At 71.9% G+C, this 17,014-nt stretch carries 13 protein-coding genes; 7 read left to right on the forward strand and 6 right to left on the reverse strand.

Features of this window, described 5'->3' with window-relative positions; translation table 11 throughout:
* Positions 1–37: 37 nt before the first annotated feature.
* Genes HG542_RS30470 through HG542_RS30495 form a run of 6 tightly spaced genes read right to left on the reverse strand, consistent with a single transcriptional unit; the run spans position 38 to position 9,343 of the window.
* A complete protein-coding gene (locus tag HG542_RS30470; RefSeq protein WP_171087131.1) occupies positions 38–3,070 on the reverse strand; it encodes an alpha-mannosidase in 3,033 nt (1,010 codons plus the stop codon).
* Positions 3,071–3,079: 9 nt separating this feature from the next.
* A complete protein-coding gene (locus HG542_RS30475; RefSeq protein ID WP_171087133.1) occupies positions 3,080–5,056 on the reverse strand; it encodes an endo-beta-N-acetylglucosaminidase in 1,977 nt (658 codons plus the stop codon).
* Positions 5,049–6,290 (reverse strand): glycoside hydrolase 5 family protein, encoded by a 1,242-nt coding sequence (locus HG542_RS30480; RefSeq protein ID WP_171087135.1) that lies wholly within the window; start codon positions 6,288–6,290, stop codon positions 5,049–5,051. The genes HG542_RS30475 and HG542_RS30480 overlap by 8 nt, the downstream gene beginning before the upstream one ends.
* Before the next feature lie 31 nt (positions 6,291–6,321).
* Complete coding sequence (locus HG542_RS30485) at positions 6,322–7,155, reverse strand: carbohydrate ABC transporter permease (protein ID WP_171087137.1); 834 nt, start codon at positions 7,153–7,155, stop codon at positions 6,322–6,324.
* Positions 7,152–8,042, reverse strand: a complete 891-nt coding sequence (locus tag HG542_RS30490; RefSeq protein WP_171087139.1) for a carbohydrate ABC transporter permease — start codon at positions 8,040–8,042, stop codon at positions 7,152–7,154. The genes HG542_RS30485 and HG542_RS30490 overlap by 4 nt, the downstream gene beginning before the upstream one ends.
* Positions 8,043–8,047: 5 nt before the next feature.
* On the reverse strand, positions 8,048–9,343 hold the full coding sequence (locus HG542_RS30495; RefSeq protein ID WP_171087142.1) for an ABC transporter substrate-binding protein: 1,296 nt from the start codon (positions 9,341–9,343) through the stop codon (positions 8,048–8,050).
* 159 nt (positions 9,344–9,502) lie between these two features.
* On the opposite strand from HG542_RS30495, the gene HG542_RS30500 reads away from it, so the two are divergent.
* From HG542_RS30500 to HG542_RS30530, 7 genes are all read left to right on the forward strand, one after another.
* Positions 9,503–10,555, forward strand: coding sequence for a LacI family DNA-binding transcriptional regulator (locus HG542_RS30500; RefSeq protein WP_171087144.1), 1,053 nt, complete (start codon positions 9,503–9,505; stop codon positions 10,553–10,555).
* Positions 10,556–10,724: 169 nt separating this feature from the next.
* Positions 10,725–11,720, forward strand: coding sequence for a phospholipase D-like domain-containing protein (locus tag HG542_RS30505; protein ID WP_171087146.1), 996 nt, complete (start codon positions 10,725–10,727; stop codon positions 11,718–11,720).
* Between the two features lie 137 nt (positions 11,721–11,857).
* Positions 11,858–13,450 carry an ABC transporter substrate-binding protein gene (locus tag HG542_RS30510; protein ID WP_171087148.1) on the forward strand — a complete coding sequence of 531 codons (1,593 nt, stop codon included), beginning with the start codon at positions 11,858–11,860 and terminating at the stop codon, positions 13,448–13,450.
* A 29-nt stretch (positions 13,451–13,479) separates the two neighbouring features.
* The gene (locus HG542_RS30515; protein ID WP_171087167.1) at positions 13,480–14,445 is read left to right on the forward strand and encodes an ABC transporter permease; all 966 of its coding nucleotides are present in this window, start codon (positions 13,480–13,482) and stop codon (positions 14,443–14,445) included.
* Entirely contained in the window at positions 14,438–15,283 is an 846-nt protein-coding gene (locus HG542_RS30520) for an ABC transporter permease (RefSeq protein ID WP_171087150.1), read from the forward strand. The genes HG542_RS30515 and HG542_RS30520 overlap by 8 nt, the downstream gene beginning before the upstream one ends.
* 71 nt (positions 15,284–15,354) lie before the next feature.
* The gene (locus HG542_RS30525) at positions 15,355–16,263 is read left to right on the forward strand and encodes an ABC transporter ATP-binding protein (RefSeq protein ID WP_171087165.1); all 909 of its coding nucleotides are present in this window, start codon (positions 15,355–15,357) and stop codon (positions 16,261–16,263) included.
* Complete coding sequence (locus tag HG542_RS30530) at positions 16,256–16,933, forward strand: ABC transporter ATP-binding protein (RefSeq protein ID WP_171087152.1); 678 nt, start codon at positions 16,256–16,258, stop codon at positions 16,931–16,933. The genes HG542_RS30525 and HG542_RS30530 overlap by 8 nt, the downstream gene beginning before the upstream one ends.
* Positions 16,934–17,014: the final 81 nt, after the last annotated feature.

Genomic DNA, 17,014 nt, shown 5'->3' on the forward strand with positions numbered 1-17,014 from the left:
GTGTCGCGTGGGCCGCGCCCCGTAAGGGGCGCTGCCCCTACGGGGCGACGTTCCGCGCCAGCCGAAGCGTGACGATCTCGAACGGCCGCAAGGCGAGGCGCACCGCCTCGCCGACCGTCTCCGCCGGCTCCGTCGGCCGCTCCAGCAGGTCGCAGTACGTGACCGCGCCCAGCGGGAAGTCCGCGGCGAGGCGGGCCCGGGCCCGGCCGCCCAGCGACTCGTAGAGGCGGACGACGACATCGCCGCTCCCGTCGTCCGCCAGCTTCACCGCCGACACGGCCACCACACCCCTGCCGTCCCCCTCCACCCGCACCAGCGGCGGCACTTCGTCCGCCCCGGGCACCCGGCGCTCCGGCAGGTTGATCGCATACCCCTCGCGCACCGCGTCCGCGACGGAGGCGCCCGGCACCAGCGCGTAGCGGAACCGGTGCACTCCCTGATCGGTGCGCGGGTCGGGGAAGCGCGGGGCGCGCAGCAGCGAGAGCCGCACCGTCGTCGTGGTCCCCGTGCCCGCCCCGCGTGCCGTGCGGCTCACGTCGTAGCCGTAGGTCGAGTCGTTGACCAGTGCCACGCCCCAGCCCGGCTCCTCCAGGTGGACGAACCGGTGTGCGCAGGCCTCGAACTTGGCCGCGTCCCAGCTGGTGTTGGTGTGCGTGGGCCGGTACAGGTGGCCGAACTGGGTCTCGGCGGCGATCCGTTCGGCATGCACGTCCAGCGGGAAGGCGGCCTTGAGGAACCTCTCCGTCTCGTGCCAGTCGACCTCCGTCTCCACCTCCACCCGGCGCGCCCCGGCCGGCAGGCCGATCCGCTGCTCGACGCGCGAGTTCCCGAAGACCCGGACGACGTGCACGCTCCCGTCGTCGCCGGCCCGCAGCGACTCGGTGGCCGTCAGGTCGGTCACCGTGTTCCTGTAGAAGTGGTCGACGTCCCACGCGTCCCACATGTTCGGGAAGTCCTGGTGCAGTTGCAGCAGATTGGCCGCAGCGCCCGGAGCGATCGCCTCCCGGTCCGCCGCCGGGTCGTACACCGAGACCACGAGCCCGCGCCCGTCGATCCCGACCCGCAGCAGACCGTTGTCCAGCACGAAACCGCCGCCCTCGCGCGGCCGCACGGCGGCCGGTGCCGGGGCCGGACCCGCGGGCGCCGCCCCGAGTGCCGCGACGCCACCGCGCGCGTGCGGAGCCGCGTTGAAGACCACAGTGCCGTCAGACGTTTCCTCACCGGCCAGCACCGCCAGCGCGTCCGCGATCAGCCCCTCCAGCTCCTGCGCCACCGCGGCATACGTCTCAGCGGCCTCCCGGTGCACCCACGCGATCGACGTGCCCGGCAGGATGTCGTGGAACTGGTGCAGCAGCACGGTCTTCCACAGCCGGTCCAACTGCTCGTACGGATACGGGAACCCGGCCCGCACCGCCGCCGTCGCCGCCCACAGCTCCGCCTCGCGCAGCAGGTGTTCCGAACGCCGGTTGCCCTGCTTGGTACGGGCCTGACTGGTCAGCGTCGCCCGGTGCAGCTCCAGATACAGCTCGCCCGCCCACACCGGCGCGTCCGCGTACTCCGCGTGCGCCTTCTCGAAGAACACCGACGGCTTCTCGAAGCAGACCCGCGCCGAACCCTCCAGGTCCGCCAGCCGCTTCGCCCGCGCCAGCATCTCCCGCGTCGTACCGCCACCGCCGTCGCCCCACCCGGTCGGCGCGAGCGAGCGCGTCGCACCGCCCTTCTCCTGGAAGTTGCGCACCGCATGCGCCAGCTCCCGGCCCGACAGCTGGGCGTTGTAGGTGTCGATCGGCGGGAAGTGGGTGAACACCCGGGTGCCGTCGAGGCCTTCCCACCAGAAGGTGTGGTGCGGGAACTTGTTGGTGCGGCTCCAGGAGATCTTCTGCGTCAGGAACCACTTCGACCCCGACAGCCGGACCAGCTGCGGCAGCGCGGCCGAGTAGCCGAACGAGTCCGGCAGCCACACCTCCTCCGTCTCGATCCCGAACTCCTCCAGGAAGAACCGCTTCCCGTGCACGAACTGCCGCGCCAGCGCCTCCGCGCCCGGCATGTTCGTGTCCGACTCCACCCACATGCCCCCGACCGGCACGAAACGCCCCTCCGCGACGGCCTTCTTCACGCGCGCGTACACCTCGGGCCGGTGCTCCTTCACCCAGGCGAACTGCTGCGCCTGCGACATCGCGTAGACGAACTCCGGCTCGTCCTCCAGCAGCGCCGTCATGTTCGCCGTCGTACGGGCCACCTTGCGCACCGTCTCGCGCAGCGGCCACAGCCACGCCGAGTCGATGTGGGCGTGCCCCACGGCACTGATGCGGTGCGCGGAGGCGTGCGCGGGGGAGGACAGCACGCCCGCGAGCGCCTCGCGGGCCCGGGCCGCCGTGCCGCCCACGTCCTGGAGGTCGACGGCGTCCAGGGACCGCTCGACGGCCCGCAGGATCTCCCAGCGGCGCGGTGCGTCCTCCGGCAGCTCGTGCATCAGACCGTCCAGCACCTCCAGGTCCTGCACGAGCTCCCACACCGTGCGGTCGAGGACGGCCAGGTCCATCCGGGCCAGCCGGTAGCGGGGCGCATCGTCGGCGGTTGCGCGGTCGCCCAGCTCGGTGGGGACGAACGGGTGGTAGTCGAGGATCACGGGATTGGCCGAGGCCTCGATGTGCAACAGCACCGGCTCGCCGCCGCGGGCACGGTCGCTGATGCGCACCCACTGGTTGCGCGGGTTCAGGCCCTTGACCGGCGAGCCGTCCGGCCGGTAGACGAGCCCCTCGCACTGGAAGCCCGGCATGTTGTCGTCGAAGCCCAGGTCGAGGAGGGCCTCCACGGTGCGGCCCGCCCACTCCCGCGGCACGGACCCCGCCACCGTGAACCAGCTGGTGCCCCAGGGCGGCCCCCAGGCGGCCCCCGCCGCGACCGGCGTGCGCGGGGCCGCCAGCCCCTCCGCGACGGGGACGGGCTCGCCCGGAGCGTTCCACACGGACACGTCCAGCGGCACCGACTCGGGGTGGACGGCCGGGCGGATGCGTTCGTCCAGCACCCGCTTCAGACGGGCTTCGGTGATGCTGCGGTCGTTGTGCATCGGGTGTCCTTACCGGGAGGTCGGCCAGCGATGGGTGACGTGAGCAGGGACCGAGGCGGCGTACAGCTCGTCCACGGCGCGCACCTCGATGCGCGTGGCCGCCTCGCCGGCCGTGCGCCGCAGCGCCGGAACGTAGTAGGCATGCCCACAGGTGCCGCCGAGGAAGCGGAACCCGCCGCCCGGGAGCGCCTGCCGCAGCTCGTAGTGGCGCACGGGCCCCGGCGCCGCCTGCCACGCCAGCCGCAGGGCGGCCGCTGTACTGCCGTCCGGCCGTGCGGCGATGACGTGCAGGGCGCGCGGCCGGGCAGGGGCCGGGGCGACGGCGTCGCGTACGGCCAGCCGGCCCAGCCGCCACCGCACGGTTCCGCCGCGGCCGGGCACGGTGAGCCGGATGCCGAGGGCGTCGAGAGTCCGTCCGGCGAGCGCGCCGAGGGACAGGACGGTGGTGCGCCAGCCGTGTCCGTGGAGAGTGCCGGCGGACAGGAAACGGGTCCGCCGGTCGGCGGTGACCGCCAGTTCCACGTGCACCGCCTCCGCGCTGTGGTGCGTCAGCTCGACGACCGTGGCCGCCGACACCGGAAGCCGCACGTCGTACAGCCCGACCGTCGCCGGGTCGGTGAGCGGACCGGCCACGAGCAGACTGCTGCCGCCGTGCCACGCGTCGGCGAAGTCGAAGGCCACGTCCGGCCGGGCACCGTCCGTGCGCACGACCCAGCGGCGGCCCGGCAGCCGGTCCTGGAGACCGAGGTGGTTCCAGGGCGCGTCGGAGATCCGGCGACCCCGCTCGTACCAGCCCAGCCCGTGGCCCGTGTTGAACGTCGTCGCGAAGGGCAGCGCGGTCACGGCCGACCGGTCGGCTACGGAGGCGGCGGGCGGCCGCCACGGTCCGGCAGCGGGGCGCGAGGGGTCCAGGGAGGCACCGGACCAGAAGCGGTCGTCACGCGCGTGGAAGTCGGCAGGGGAGCGCCGGCCGGACGGGAGACTCTTCCACGTCCACTCGGGACGGTAGAAACCGAACGAGGCGACGTGCGGCCGGTCGGACGGCACGACGGCGTCCCAGTCGACGTGCGTGTCCCAGCCGTTGGCCTCGACGTCCACGCCGGCCCACAGCTCGTACGGACTGCGCCGCATGGTGGCGGCCCGCCGGGCGGAGGAGAGCAGACCGTCCTTGTTCCAGCCGAAGTTGACGAACATGGTGCCGGCGGCGTCGAAGAAGGCGGCGTTGCTGTCGTCCAGTCGGTTCTGCCAGTCGATGTCGCCGGAGGCCACCATGGCGTCGTACCAGGTCACGCGGAGCCCCCTGCCGTGTGCGTGCAGATGCGCCACGAAGTCCCGCATGTCCGCGCCGAGCCGGGCGTCGCCCCCTCCGGTCTCGGCGTTGAGGAACCAGCCGTCGAAGCCGTACGTGCGCGCGACCCGGATCAGCCGGTCGGCAACGGGAAACCCCCCGCGCGCATCGCGCTGCACGAGGTCCCGCGTCCACTGCAGCTTCCCGCCGTAGGCGACGGGCGGCAGGAACACGGTCCCCAGCACGGGCACCCCGTTGCGGTGGGCGGCGTCGACGACGGGCGCGTTGGGCGCGAGGATCAGCCCTTCACCGGACGAGCCGCCCCAGAAGACCAGTTCGTCGAGATAGGCCCAGTTAGAGAGCGCGTAGAAGTCGGCGGTACCGGACCCCTGCGAGGGATTGCCGGAGGTGGGCGCGAAGGAGACGAGCGCGGAGACACGGGCCTGCCCGCTGCGGGCGGTGCGGTTGGCGGGCGGCGGGGCGAACCGCGGGGCGAGCGGAACGGTGGAGCGGTTGAAGGGGAGGTCGCGGTCGCGTTCGGGGCGCCAGTGGAGGAGGTCTTCCGGGTACCAGTAGGAGGCGTGGGGCTGGAGGTCGGGGGCAGTGGCGGTGGCGGTGGGCAGGAGGAAGGCGCCGAGACCCGCAAGGAGCGAGCGCCGGGTGACCGAAAGGGCGGGACCGGGGCACCCCTCACACATCTCGCACCCCCACCACTTCCTCAACCCCCCGCGCCGCCAAATACCCCGCATCCCCCACCCGCTGAACCAGCACCGAAGCCGGCCACTCCCCGCCGGAGGCAAGCCGCATCCACGCCTCGAAATACGCCCCGCCAGGCGCACACTGCGCCCGCAACGGCGCCCCCTCCACATCCCCCGCATCCAGCACCAGCCCGACCCTCCGCGGCGCCGCCGCACGGCGCGGCCGCGCTGCCCAGCGCGCCACCGCCTCCCCGGCCGGCTTGACCCGCCGGTCGTTGGTCAACAGCCCGAGTCCGTATTCCAGTTCGGGGAAGTCCGCCAGCCTCCGGTCCACGTCGTGCGAACACCACCACGTGATGCCCCACAGGTCCGGGCAGTCCAGTGCGGCGGCCACCGTCGCGTCAGTGAACGCAGCCGCCCGCTCGGGCGGAATGTGCGGCGCAGGCGCACCGACCTCCTGCAGCCACACCGGACGGTGCACCTCCTCGGCCCACGCCTTCGACAGCTCGATCAGATAGGCCGCGTGCTGCTCCGTGTGCACACCGTCCGGCCCGTACCGCTGCGCCGTTCCGTCGAACACCCAGGAGTGCACGGCCGTCATGGCCCCGAGCCGGGCCGAGTGCGCCGGCGTGAAGGGGTGGTCGTCGTCGTACCAGGCGACGTCGTACGAGGCGTGCACATGTGACCGCCCGGGTGCGCCCTTCTCGCACGCGTCCAGCATCCGGCGCAGCCAACTCCCGGCCTGCTCGCTGTCGATGCGGTCGGGGTCGGGGTGCGGCGCTCCGGAGAACTGGTTGACCTCGTTGCCGACCGTCATGCCGAGGAAGTTCGGCCGGTCGGACAGTGCGGAGGCGAGGGCGGACAGGTAGGCGGCCTGCGCCTCGACGATGTCGGGGTGGGTGAAGATGTTCCGCCGGTGCCAGGTGGTGGTCCAGGACGGGACGAAGTCGAAGCTGGACAGGTGCCCTTGCAGCCCGTCCACGGCGACGTCCAGCCCCCGCTCCCCGGCCGCGTCCACCAGCTGCACGAGCTGTTCGACCGCGCGCGGCCGCACGAAGGTGCGGTTGGGCTGGAAGACGGGCCAGAGGGGGAAGACGCGGAGGTGGTCCAGACCGAGGGCGGCGAGAGAGTCGAGATCGGCCCGCACCTCGTCGAGATCGAAGTCCAGCCAGTGGTGGAACCACCCGTGGGTCGGCGTGTAGTTGACGCCGAAGCGCGGAGCGGAGGAAGACATGCAGTGACCTCTCCGTGAAACGTGAAAAGGGTCAGCCTTTGACGGCGCCTTCGCCGACGCCGCGGAAGAAGTACCGCTGGAGGCAGGCGAACATCGCCAGCAGCGGCGCGACCGCGATGACGGTTCCGGCGGCCACCAGCCGGGGGTTCTGCTGGAACGTGCCGTGCAGGAAGTTCAGCCCGACGGTCAGGGTGAAGCGGTCGGGATCGGAGAGGACGACCAGCGGCCACAGGAAGTCGTCCCACGCCCCCATGAAGGCGAAGATCGCGACAACCGCGAGCGTCCCCCGCACCGACGGCAGGGCGATCCGCACGAACCGCTGCCACACGTTCGCGCCGTCGATGACGGCCGCCTCCTCGGTCTCGTACGGCAGGGCGGCGAACGCGTTGCGCATCAGCAGCACGTTGAGCGCCCCGACGGAGCCCGGGAGGACGACGGCGGTGAGGGTGTTGTTGAGGTGCAGGTCGCGGACCATGGTGAACTGGGCGACGAGGACCGACTCGACGGGCACCAGCAGCGCCATGACGAACGCGAGCCCCGCGACCCTGCGGCCCCGGAAGCGCAGCCGCGCGAGCGCGTACCCGGCCATGGAGGCGCCGACGAGATTCGTCAGCACACTGGCGACCGCCACCTTCAGTGAGTTCAGGGCGTAGTCCCAGACCGGGATGATGTCCGCGACCTCGGCGTAGTTGTGCAGGGTGGGGTGCGCGGGCAGGAAGCGCGGGGGAGAGGTGTAGATGTCCTCGGTGGTGCCCTTGAGCGAGGTGGACAGCTGCCAGACGAACGGGCCGACGGCGACGGCCAGTACGGCGAGCATGAGCAGATAGCGCAGCACCTTTTCCCAGCCGGGCATCCGGTGCCTCATACGCGTTCCTCCCTGCGGTCGGCGCGCAGCACCAGCAGCATCAGCACCAGCGTGACCGCGAAGACGACGAGGGAGAGAGCGGACGAGTAGCCGGTGCGACCGTTGAGGCCGGTGCCGGTGCGCTGCACCAGCATCACCAGAGTGGTGTCCTGACCGGCCGGACCGCCGGTCGGCCCGGCCATCAGGTACACCTCCGAGAACACCTTGAACGCCGCCACGGACGACAGCGCACCGACCAGCACCATGGTCGGGCGGACGGCGGGGACGGTGATGCTGACGAACCGGCGCAGCGCCCCGGCCCCGTCGACGGCGGCGGCCTCGTGCAGTTCGCGGGGCACATTGGCGAGCGCCGCGAGATAGACGACCATGTAGTAGCCGAGGCCCTTCCACACCGTCAGTGCCATGGCACTGAACAGCAACAGCCAGGAACTGCCGAGGAAGTCGACCGGTCCCGCACCGAACAGTTGCAGCAGGCCGTTGACCAGTCCGCGGTCGTCGAGCATCCACACCCAGATGAGGGCCACCACGACGACGGAGGCCACGACCGGCGTGTAGAAGGCCGAGCGGAAGAACGCGACGCCGGGGAGCTGCTTCTGCACCAGCAGCGCGAGCAGCAGCGGCAGCAGGACCGTGAACGGCACCACCAGCACGACGTACAGGGCGCTGTTGCGCAGGGCCACCCAGAACTGCTCGTCCTGGAGCATGTCCCGGAAGTTCTCCAGCCCGGTCCACCGGCCGGGAGCGAGGGTGCGCGCGTCGGTGAACGCCTTGCCGAGGGTGGTGAGGAAGGGGTAGAGGCTGAAGGCGGCGACGATGGCGAGGCCGGGCAGCAGGAAGAGCCAGGGGCTGACGGCCCGGTGGGTGCGGACCTTCGACTTCACGGGCATGGTGGTCAGCTCTGCTTGAGCAGCTTGTTGCTCTGCGCCACGGCGTCGTCGAGCGCCTGCTGTGGAGACTTCTTTCCCTGGAGCGCCTTGGCGACCTCGTTCTTCAGAATCGTCTTCATCTCGTCGCTCATCACGACGGGCGTGTAATTCACCGCGCCCTTCAGCATCTTCGCGGAGGCCACCCGGACCCGCCCCTCGTCGGTGCCGTCGTCCCGTGTCCAGTACGGGTCCTCCAGCGAACCCTTCGTACTCGGGAAGACCGCCACTTTGTGGGCGAACTCCTCCTGGTTCTTGCGGTCGGTGACGAAGTGCGCGAACGCAATGGCCGCCGCCTTGTGCTTGCTGTGCTGCCCCACCGCGAGGCCCATGACGTACATGTTGGGCTTTCCGGTGTTGTTGGGGGCGTCGGTGATGCCCAGATTGCGGTAGAGACTCGGGGCGTTCTGCTTGAACGTGCCGAGGTCATGGGCGCTGCCGGGATTGATGGCGACCTTCTGCTCCAGGAATTTCTGGCCCGCCCTTTCCGGCGTGCTGTTCAGCGCCTGCGGGTCGAGCCCGCCGTTGCGGTACAGCTCCCGGTAGCGGGTGAGGAGTTCGACGCCCTTCGGCTCGTTGTAGGTGAAGGCCGTGGCGTCGTCATCGGTGAGCCGGACCCCGTAGCGGCCGAAGTCCTCGATGGTCGGACTGCTCGCCAGCGTCGCGATCCTCCCGTCCGACTGCCGGGAGATCCGGTCGGCACAGTCGAACAGCTCGGCATAGCTCTTCGGCGGCTTCCCGGGGTCCAGGCCGGCCCGCTGGAAGAGCTCCTTGTTGTAGAAGAGCGGACCGGTGTTGAGGTACCACGGGAAGGCGTACGTGCCGCCGAGTCCGGGCAGTTCGTTGCCCTTCCACGCCTCGGGCGTGTATTCCCCCTTGAAGGCCGCCGAGGTCTTCTCCCGGTCCAGGTCGACGAGAAGTCCCGCCTTGGCGAGGGGATAGGCGAGGTCGGGCGAGACGTTCACGACGTCCGGCAGGGTGCCGCCGGCCGCGTCGGCACCGAGTTTCTCCGCATAGTTCTCCGCCGGCCGGTCCAGCCAGCGGACCGTGACGCCCGGGTGTGCCTGCTCGAACTCCTTGACCAGGCCGTCGAAATAGCCCTTGAAATTGGCCCGCAGATTCCAGGTCTGGAAGGTGATGCTGCCCGCGACCTTGCCGTCCGCGTCGGACCCGCCTCCGCCGCCACCGGATCCGCAGGCGGCGAGCATCAGGGCGGAGGCCAGGAGAACTGCGGCGGCGGGGACGGCTCTGCGGGATGCGGACATGGCCGGCGGGGCTCCTTCGATCCGGTGAACGGGCCGGGAGGTGCCGTCAAAAGGTGCACCCGGAAGGGGAGTTGCGTCAATACTTCCGCCGACGGCTAATGCGCTTTAGTATGACCCGTCCAGGGCTTCAGCGAGCGCATCAGGAGGACAGCAGCAGCCATGCGCCGTACGCCGGCCCGACGCCCGACGATCAAGGACATCGCCCGTCGTGCGGGCGTCTCCGAGAGCGCGGTCTCCTTCGCCCTCAACGGCCGCCCGGGGGTCTCCGAGGCGACCCGCACGCGGGTGCGCCGCGTCGCCGAACAGCTCGGCTGGCAGCCGAGTGCCGCTGCCAGGGCCCTGTCCGGCGAGGGCGCCGCCACCGTCGGGCTCGTCCTGGCGCGGCCCGCCCGCACACTGGGCGGCGAGTCGTTCTTCCTCCGGCTCGTCTCCGGGGTGCAGGAGGTTCTCTCGGCCCACGGCCTGGGGCTGCTGTTCCAGGTCGTTGAGGACATCGGGGCGGAGTGCGCGGTCCACCGCCGCTGGTGGGCCGAGCACCGCGTGGACGGCGTGCTCGTCGTCGACCCGCGCGCGGCCGACCCCCGCCCCGCGCTGCTGGACGAACTCGGCCTGCCCGCCGTCATCATCGGCGCACCGGACGACGCCGGACGGCCACTGCCCGACCACGGCGCGATCTCCACCCTCTGGGCCGACGACACCGGGGCGATGGCCTCCGTCGTCGGCCACCTCCACGCGCTCGGCCACCGCCGTATCACGCACATCGCGGGCCTGCCCGAACTCGCCCACACCCGGCGCCGGATGGCCGGCCTGCGGGCCGAGGCCGAGCGCCGCGGCCTGCCCGAGGTGCGGTCGGTGACCACCGACTACTCCGACACCGAGGGCGCCGAGGCCACCCGCCGGGTGCTGGCCGCGCCGCGGCCGCCGACCGCGCTCGTCTACGACAACGACGTCATGGCCGTGGCCGGTCTGGCCGTCGCCGCCGAGCGCGGCGTGCCCGTACCCGGCGGGCTGTCCATCGTCGCCTGGGACGACTCCGTGCTCTGCCGCAGCACCCACCCCGCGCTCACCGCACTCGCCCGCGACACCGCGGCCTTCGGCCGGCACGCGGCCGAGGAGCTCGTCGCCCTCCTCGCCGGCGGCCCGGCCCGCCGGGTGGAGGACGTGACGCCGCAACTGGTAGTGCGCGATTCCACTGCGCCGCCGGGGAGTTGAGGGGTCCGGGAGACTTGGGGGATTGCAGAGGGAACGCTTGTCGTGGCAATGCCAAAAATTAACCTCCGGCATCTACCCGCGTAAACTCCGCCGGTCGCATCATGGGCCGTGCGCGCCCCCGGGCGCCCCGCAAGCCCCCCACTGCCCATGCACACGACCGGAGTCCGGCATGCCCTCAGCCCACCCTGCTCGTCAGGCCGCCCTCTCGGCAGGCGCCTTGCTGCTGTCCTCGATAACCGCCCTGGCGGCCCCCGGCGTTGCCCAGGCCGCCCCCGCGTCCTCCCTGCTGGTCTTCCCCGACCAGGACCACTCCGCCGTCTACGACTTCCTCGGCTCGGCCACCAAGTCGGTGGACCTGACGATGTACGAACTGAGCGACAGCAAGGTCGTCAACACGCTGGTGAGCAAGAAGAAGGCCGGCGTGAAGGTCCGTGTCATCCTCGACGCCAAGCGCACCGCGAAGAACGGCGCGGCGTACAAGGCCCTCAAGTCGGCGGGCGTGGGCGTGGTGTACTCCTCGTCCGAGTACGTCTTCACGCACCAGAAGACCATCACCGTGGACGGCGCCAAGTCCCTGATCCTGACGGGCAATCTGGACTCGACGTACTACACGAGCAGTCGCGACTACGGCGTCTTCGACACCGACGCCGCCGATGTGAGCGCGATAGAGAAGGTCTTCGCGGCGGACTACGCGAAGACCGCGGTCACCCCCTCCGACGGCGACCACCTCGTCTGGTCGCCCACCGACTCGGAGGACCGCCTGCTGGCGCTGATCAACGGCGCCCAGCACACCCTCGACGTCCAGGAGCTCGAGTTCGGCGACAGCAACCTGGTCGACGCGATCGTGGCGGCGGAGAACCGCGGCGTCACCGTCCGCGTGGTCGGCATGAAGCCCGACAGCTACGGCAGCTACTTCGACCAGGTCAAGGAGGCGGGCGGCAAGGTCGTCACGTTCTCCTCGACCGAGGGCCTCTACATCCACGCCAAGGCGATCGTCGCCGACTACGGCACCGACACGGCCAAGGTCTTCGCGGGTTCGGAGAACTTCTCCGACAACTCGCTCAACAACAACCGCGAGCTGGGCCTGATCGTCAACAGCCCGGACGTGCTGAACGGCATCGAGACGACGTTCAAGAAGGACTTCGCGGACGGGACGCCGTACTAGGCCTTGTCTGCGGGGAACTGCGCGACCAGCCACATCCGGCCCGCACGTTCCGACCCCCCGGCCATGACCACACTTTTGCATACGCTTTAATTGCGATTGGTTCGCAATTACGGTTGATCTTGATCAGGGGTGTGGGCATGACGGCCCGTTCCATACGGGGAGTGGCCGCCACGGCCACAGCAGCTGTACTCGTGGCAGGCGCCGCAACCGCCTGCTCGGCCCCCGGCGGGAGCGGCGGCGCGGCCGGGGACTCCCTCGTCGTCGGGCTCGCCAACGAGCCCGACACGCTCAGCCCCCTCCTCGGCTACGGCAAGGACGGCAACTCCAAGATCTTCGACGGCCTGCTGCGCCGCGACGCGGACATGAGGCTCCGGCCCGCCCTCGCCGCGGAGCTGCCGGCCGTCACCGACGACGGCCGCACCTACACCTACCGGCTCCGCAAGGGCGTCACCTTCAGCGACGGCAAGCCGTTCTCCGCCGCGGACGTGGTCTTCACCTACCGGACCATCCTGGACGAGAAGACCAACAACGCCGCCAAGGGCGAACTCGAGGCCATCGACCAGGTCTCCGCCGACGGCGACGACACCGTCGTCTTCCGCCTCAAGTACCCCTACGCGCCCTTCGCCGAGCGCACCGTCCTCCCGGTCGTCCCCGAGCACGCGGCCAAGGGCCAGGACGTCAACACCGGCTCCTTCAACACCGCCCCGATCGGCACCGGTCCGTACATCCTCACCGGCTGGAGCAAGGGCGAGAAGCTCACTTTCAAGGCCAACCCCGGTTACTGGGGCGGCAGGCCGAAGGTCGAGAAGCTCACCATGGCGATCATCAAGGACGACGATGTCCGCGCCACCCGGCTGCGCTCCGGCGACCTCGACGGCGCCATCCTGCCGCCCAACCTCGCCAAGGGCTTCAAGGGCGACAGTTCCAAGGTCACCCTCACCGCCCGGACCACCGACTTCCGCGGCGTGACCCTGCCGACGGCCGGCAAGGTCACCGGCGACCCCGCCGTGCGCCGGGCCCTCGATCTCGCCGTCGACCGCAAGGCCATGGTCGACAAGCTGCTCGACGGCGCGGGCCGGGCCGGCCACGGGCCCGTCCCCACCGACAGCGAGTGGTTCGCCAAGGGCACCGAGCGCCCCCATGACCTCGACAAGGCGAAGCAGTTGCTGGACGAGGCGGGCTGGAAGCCCGGCGACGACGGCATCCGCAGCAAGGACGGGCAGCGCGCCACGTTCACCCTCTGGTCCCCCGCGGGCGACAAGCTCCGGCAGGAGCACGCCCTCGCCTTCGCCTCCGACGCCAAAAAGGCGGGCATCAAGGTCGAGGTGCAGAGCGGCACTTGGGAGGTCATCGAGCCGCGCATGAAGGACGACGCCGTCCTCGCGGGCGGCGGCAACCCCGCCGACCCGGACTTCGACCTCTACAACCTGCTGCACTCCTCCCTCGCCCTCGACGGCTTCAACAACATGGCCGCCTACCGCAACGCCGACGTCGACAAGGCCCTCGAAGAAGGCCGGCGCAGCGGGGACAAGGACGCCCGCAAGGCCGCCTACGACAAGGTCCAGCGCGGCCTCGCCGAGGACCCCGGCTACACCTTCCTCACCCACGTCGACCACCTCTACGTGATGAAGGACGGCTGGAAGGACCTCACCACGCAGGTCGAGCCGCACGACCACGGCCTCGGTGCCGGGCCCTGGTGGAACGTCGAGGCCTGGCAGCCGAAGAAGTGACCGCCCGCACCACCGTCCCCTGGGGGCCGATGGCCCGCATGGCAGGACGGCGGCTGCTGGCCGCCGTCCCCGTGCTCGCCGTCGTGACCTTCGGCGTCTTCGCCGTCGCCGCCGCCTCCCCCTTCGACCCGGCCAAGGCCTACGCCGGGTCCTCCGGACTCGGCGCCGGGCAGGAAGTCCTCGCGCAGCTGCGCGAGAACCTCGGCGCCGACCGGCCGTTCACCGCCCGCTGGTGGGACTGGCTCACCGCCGCCCTCCACGGCGACCTCGGCCGGTCCGCCTCCCTGCGGCAGCCGGTGGCCCAGGCCATCGCCGAACGCATCGGCTGGTCCGCCCTGTTGTGCGGCGTTGCCTTCGCCCTGGCCGTGATACTCGGCACCGCACTCGGCGTGCTCGCCGGCCGGCGGCGCGGCGGCCGGTTCGACCGGGCCGTTACTTCGCTCTCGTACGTCCTCGAAGCCGCACCCCCCTTCTGGCTGGGCCTGCTGGCGATCTGGTTCTTCGCCCTCCGGCTCGGCGCGCTCCCGGCCGGAGGCCTCACCGACACCGGAAGCGACACCATCACGGCCGGGCAGGTCGCCTCGCACCTGGTGCTCCCGGCCGCCGTCCTCGCCGTCACCCAGCTCCCGTGGTTCGTGCTCTACGTGCGCCAGGGCGTCGGCGACGCGCTCACGGAGGACCCCGTCCGCGGCGCACGGGCCCGCGGCCTGCGCGAGCGCACCGTCCTCCTCGGCCATGCCCTGCGCTCCGGACTGCTGCCGGTCCTCACGCTCGTCGGCTCGCGGGTACCCGAACTGATCACCGGGGCACTGCTGGTGGAGACCGTCTTCAGCTGGCCCGGCATCGCCTCCGCCACCGTGGAGGCCGCCACGAGCGTCGACTTCCCGCTGCTGGCCGCCCTCACGGTGCTCGCCACGGCGGCCGTCCTCGCCGGCAACCTGCTGTCCGACCTGCTGTACGGACTGGCCGACCCGAGGGTGGGGTTCGATGGCTGAGACCGTATGGCGCACCGGCCGCGCGACGGGCGTCCGCGTCTCCGCCGCCCTCCTCGCGGCGGTCGTGGCGGCGGCACTCCTGGTGCCCCTGGCCGTTCCGCTGGACGAACAGGCCGTCGACCTGGGCGCCAAGCTGCTGCCCCCGTCCTGGTCCCACCCCTTCGGCACCGACGAGGTCGGCCGCGACCTGCTGCTGCGCTGCGTCTACGGGCTGCGGGTCTCCCTGCTCGTCGGCGTCGTCGCCGCCCTCGCCGCCACCGTCATCGGCACCGCGGTCGGCGCGCTGGCCGGAGCCCTGGGCGGCTGGGCGGACCGCGTGGTGATGCGGATCGTGGACCTCTTCTCCTCGGTGCCGCACCTGCTGCTCGGCGTCTTCGTCGTGGCCATGTTCCGCCCCGGCGTCTGGCCGGTGATCGCGTCCGTCGCGCTCACCCACTGGCTGTCCACCGCGCGGATCGTGCGCGCCGAGGTGCTCTCGCTGCGCTCCCGCCCGTACATCGACGCGGCCGTCTCGGGCGGCGCGTCCCGCCGGCGCGTCCTGGTCCGGCATCTGCTGCCGGGCGTGCTGCCGCAGGCGGGACTGGCGGCGGTCCTGATGGTCCCGCACGCCATCTGGCACGAGTCCGCGCTGTCCTTCCTCGGGCTCGGCCTGCCCGCGCACCGGGCCAGCCTCGGCGCGATGGTGCAGAGCGCACGCGGCTCCCTGCTCGCGGGCGACTGGTGGCCGACGCTCTTCCCCGGCCTGTTCATCATCGTCCCGACCCTGGCGATCGCCGTCCTGGCCGGTGCCTGGCGGGAACGGCTGAACCCACGACGGCGATCGGAGCTGACGCTGTGACCCCGCTTCCGGCCGACGGGCCCGTCGACGGCCCCGTCCTGTCCGTCCGCGGCCTCTCCGTACGCTTCCGCATGCGCGGCGGCCGGCATGTCGCCGCCGTCACCGATGCATCCTTCGACCTCCGGCCGGGGGAGTGCCTGGTGCTGGTGGGGGAGAGCGGCTGCGGCAAGTCCGTCCTCGCCTCGGCCCTGCTGGGGCTGCTGCCGGGCAACGCCGAGACCACCGGACAGGCCTTCGTCGACGGGCTCGACCTGCTCGCCGCCGACGAGCGCACGCTCGCCCGCACGGTACGCGGCCGGCGCATCGGGCTCGTACCGCAGAGCCCGTCCGCACACCTCACCCCCGTGCGCACCGTGCGCGCGCAGCTGGAGGAGACCGTGCGGGAGCTGACCGGCACCCGCAGGCCCGGGCTGCGGGCCGCGGCCGAGACCGCCGCCGAACGGGCGGCGTTCCCTGCCGACCACCTCGACCGCTACCCGCACCAGCTCTCGGGCGGCCTCGCCCAGCGCGCGGCCACCGCCCTCGCCCTCGTCGGCGACGCACCGCTGCTGCTCGCCGACGAGCCGACCACCGGCCTCGACCGCGACCTCGTCGACCGCACGGTCGACGAACTGCGCCGCCACGCGGACGCGGACGGCCGAGCCCTCCTGATGATCACGCACGACCTCGCGGCGGCCGAGCGCATCGCGGACCGCGTCGCGGTGATGTACGCGGGCCGCATCGTCGAACTCGCCGACGCCACCGCCTTCTTCGGCACGCCCGGCCCTCGTCATCCCTATGCGCGAGGACTGCTGGACGCCCTGCCGGAGCGCGCGTTCACGCCCATCCCCGGCATGCCCCCGGAACTCGGCGACCTGCCCGCCGGCTGCGCCTTCGCCGCCCGCTGCACGGACGCGACGTCCGCCTGCGAGGCGGTCCCGGCGGTCACGGACGGCGTGGCCTGCCACCACCCCCGGCAGCGGGAGGCCGCCGATGCTTGAACTGTCCCGGATCACCGCCGGATACGACCGGCGCGCGCCGGTCGTCCGCGACGTGTCCCTGACCGTGGGCGACGGCGAGGCCGTCGGCCTGCTCGGCCCCAGCGGCTGCGGCAAGTCCACGCTCGCCCGTGTGGCCGCACTGCTGCACCGCCCGGACGCGGGCACGGTCGTCATCGACGGCACCCCCGTCCGCGGCTGGCGCCACCGTGCCCCGCGCGAACAGCGCACCGCCATCGGCGTCGTCTTCCAGCAGCCCCGCCTGTCCGCCGACCCACGACTGCGCCTGGCCGACCTCGTGGCCGAACCCCTGCGCGCGACGGGACGGAAGGCGGAAGCGGCCGAGAGAGTACGGGACTTGGCCCGCACGGTCGGCCTCTCGCCGGACCTGCTGGACCGCCGCCCGCACGAGGTCAGCGACGGCCAGCTCCAACGCGCCTGCCTGGCCAGGGCGTTGTCGCTCCGGCCGCGCTGGCTCGTCTGTGACGAGATGACGGCGATGCTGGACGCGTCGACGACGGCCGCGCTGGTGGGGGTGGTGGAACGGTACCGGGAGGAGACGGGCGCGGGACTGTTGTCGGTGAGCCACGACCGGACGCTGCTGGGACGCTGGTGCGACCGGACGGTGACTCTCAGCCCGTCCGTGCCCCGAAGGGGCGCGGGGCTCTGCTGAATTTGCGGCTCCGCCGCGTGGGCGCGACCAGCCACGACGTCACCCGCCGATGACGTAACGTCCCTACCCCCGCGCCCCCGC

The sequence above is a fragment of the Streptomyces morookaense genome (assembly GCF_013030945.1).
GTDB lineage: Bacteria > Actinomycetota > Actinomycetes > Streptomycetales > Streptomycetaceae > Streptomyces > Streptomyces morookaensis.

Coding starts and splice junctions, on each gene's coding strand:
- HG542_RS30470 (WP_171087131.1), bottom strand. CDS start 3,070: ATGCACAACGACCGCAGCATCACCGAAGCCCGTCTGAAGCGGGTGCTG.
- HG542_RS30475 (WP_171087133.1), bottom strand. CDS start 5,056: ATGTGTGAGGGGTGCCCCGGTCCCGCCCTTTCGGTCACCCGGCGCTCG.
- HG542_RS30480 (WP_171087135.1), bottom strand. CDS start 6,290: ATGTCTTCCTCCGCTCCGCGCTTCGGCGTCAACTACACGCCGACCCAC.
- HG542_RS30485 (WP_171087137.1), bottom strand. CDS start 7,155: ATGAGGCACCGGATGCCCGGCTGGGAAAAGGTGCTGCGCTATCTGCTC.
- HG542_RS30490 (WP_171087139.1), bottom strand. CDS start 8,042: ATGCCCGTGAAGTCGAAGGTCCGCACCCACCGGGCCGTCAGCCCCTGG.
- HG542_RS30495 (WP_171087142.1), bottom strand. CDS start 9,343: ATGTCCGCATCCCGCAGAGCCGTCCCCGCCGCCGCAGTTCTCCTGGCC.
- HG542_RS30500 (WP_171087144.1), top strand. CDS start 9,503: ATGCGCCGTACGCCGGCCCGACGCCCGACGATCAAGGACATCGCCCGT.
- HG542_RS30505 (WP_171087146.1), top strand. CDS start 10,725: ATGCCCTCAGCCCACCCTGCTCGTCAGGCCGCCCTCTCGGCAGGCGCC.
- HG542_RS30510 (WP_171087148.1), top strand. CDS start 11,858: ATGACGGCCCGTTCCATACGGGGAGTGGCCGCCACGGCCACAGCAGCT.
- HG542_RS30515 (WP_171087167.1), top strand. CDS start 13,480: ATGGCCCGCATGGCAGGACGGCGGCTGCTGGCCGCCGTCCCCGTGCTC.
- HG542_RS30520 (WP_171087150.1), top strand. CDS start 14,438: ATGGCTGAGACCGTATGGCGCACCGGCCGCGCGACGGGCGTCCGCGTC.
- HG542_RS30525 (WP_171087165.1), top strand. CDS start 15,355: ATGCGCGGCGGCCGGCATGTCGCCGCCGTCACCGATGCATCCTTCGAC.
- HG542_RS30530 (WP_171087152.1), top strand. CDS start 16,256: ATGCTTGAACTGTCCCGGATCACCGCCGGATACGACCGGCGCGCGCCG.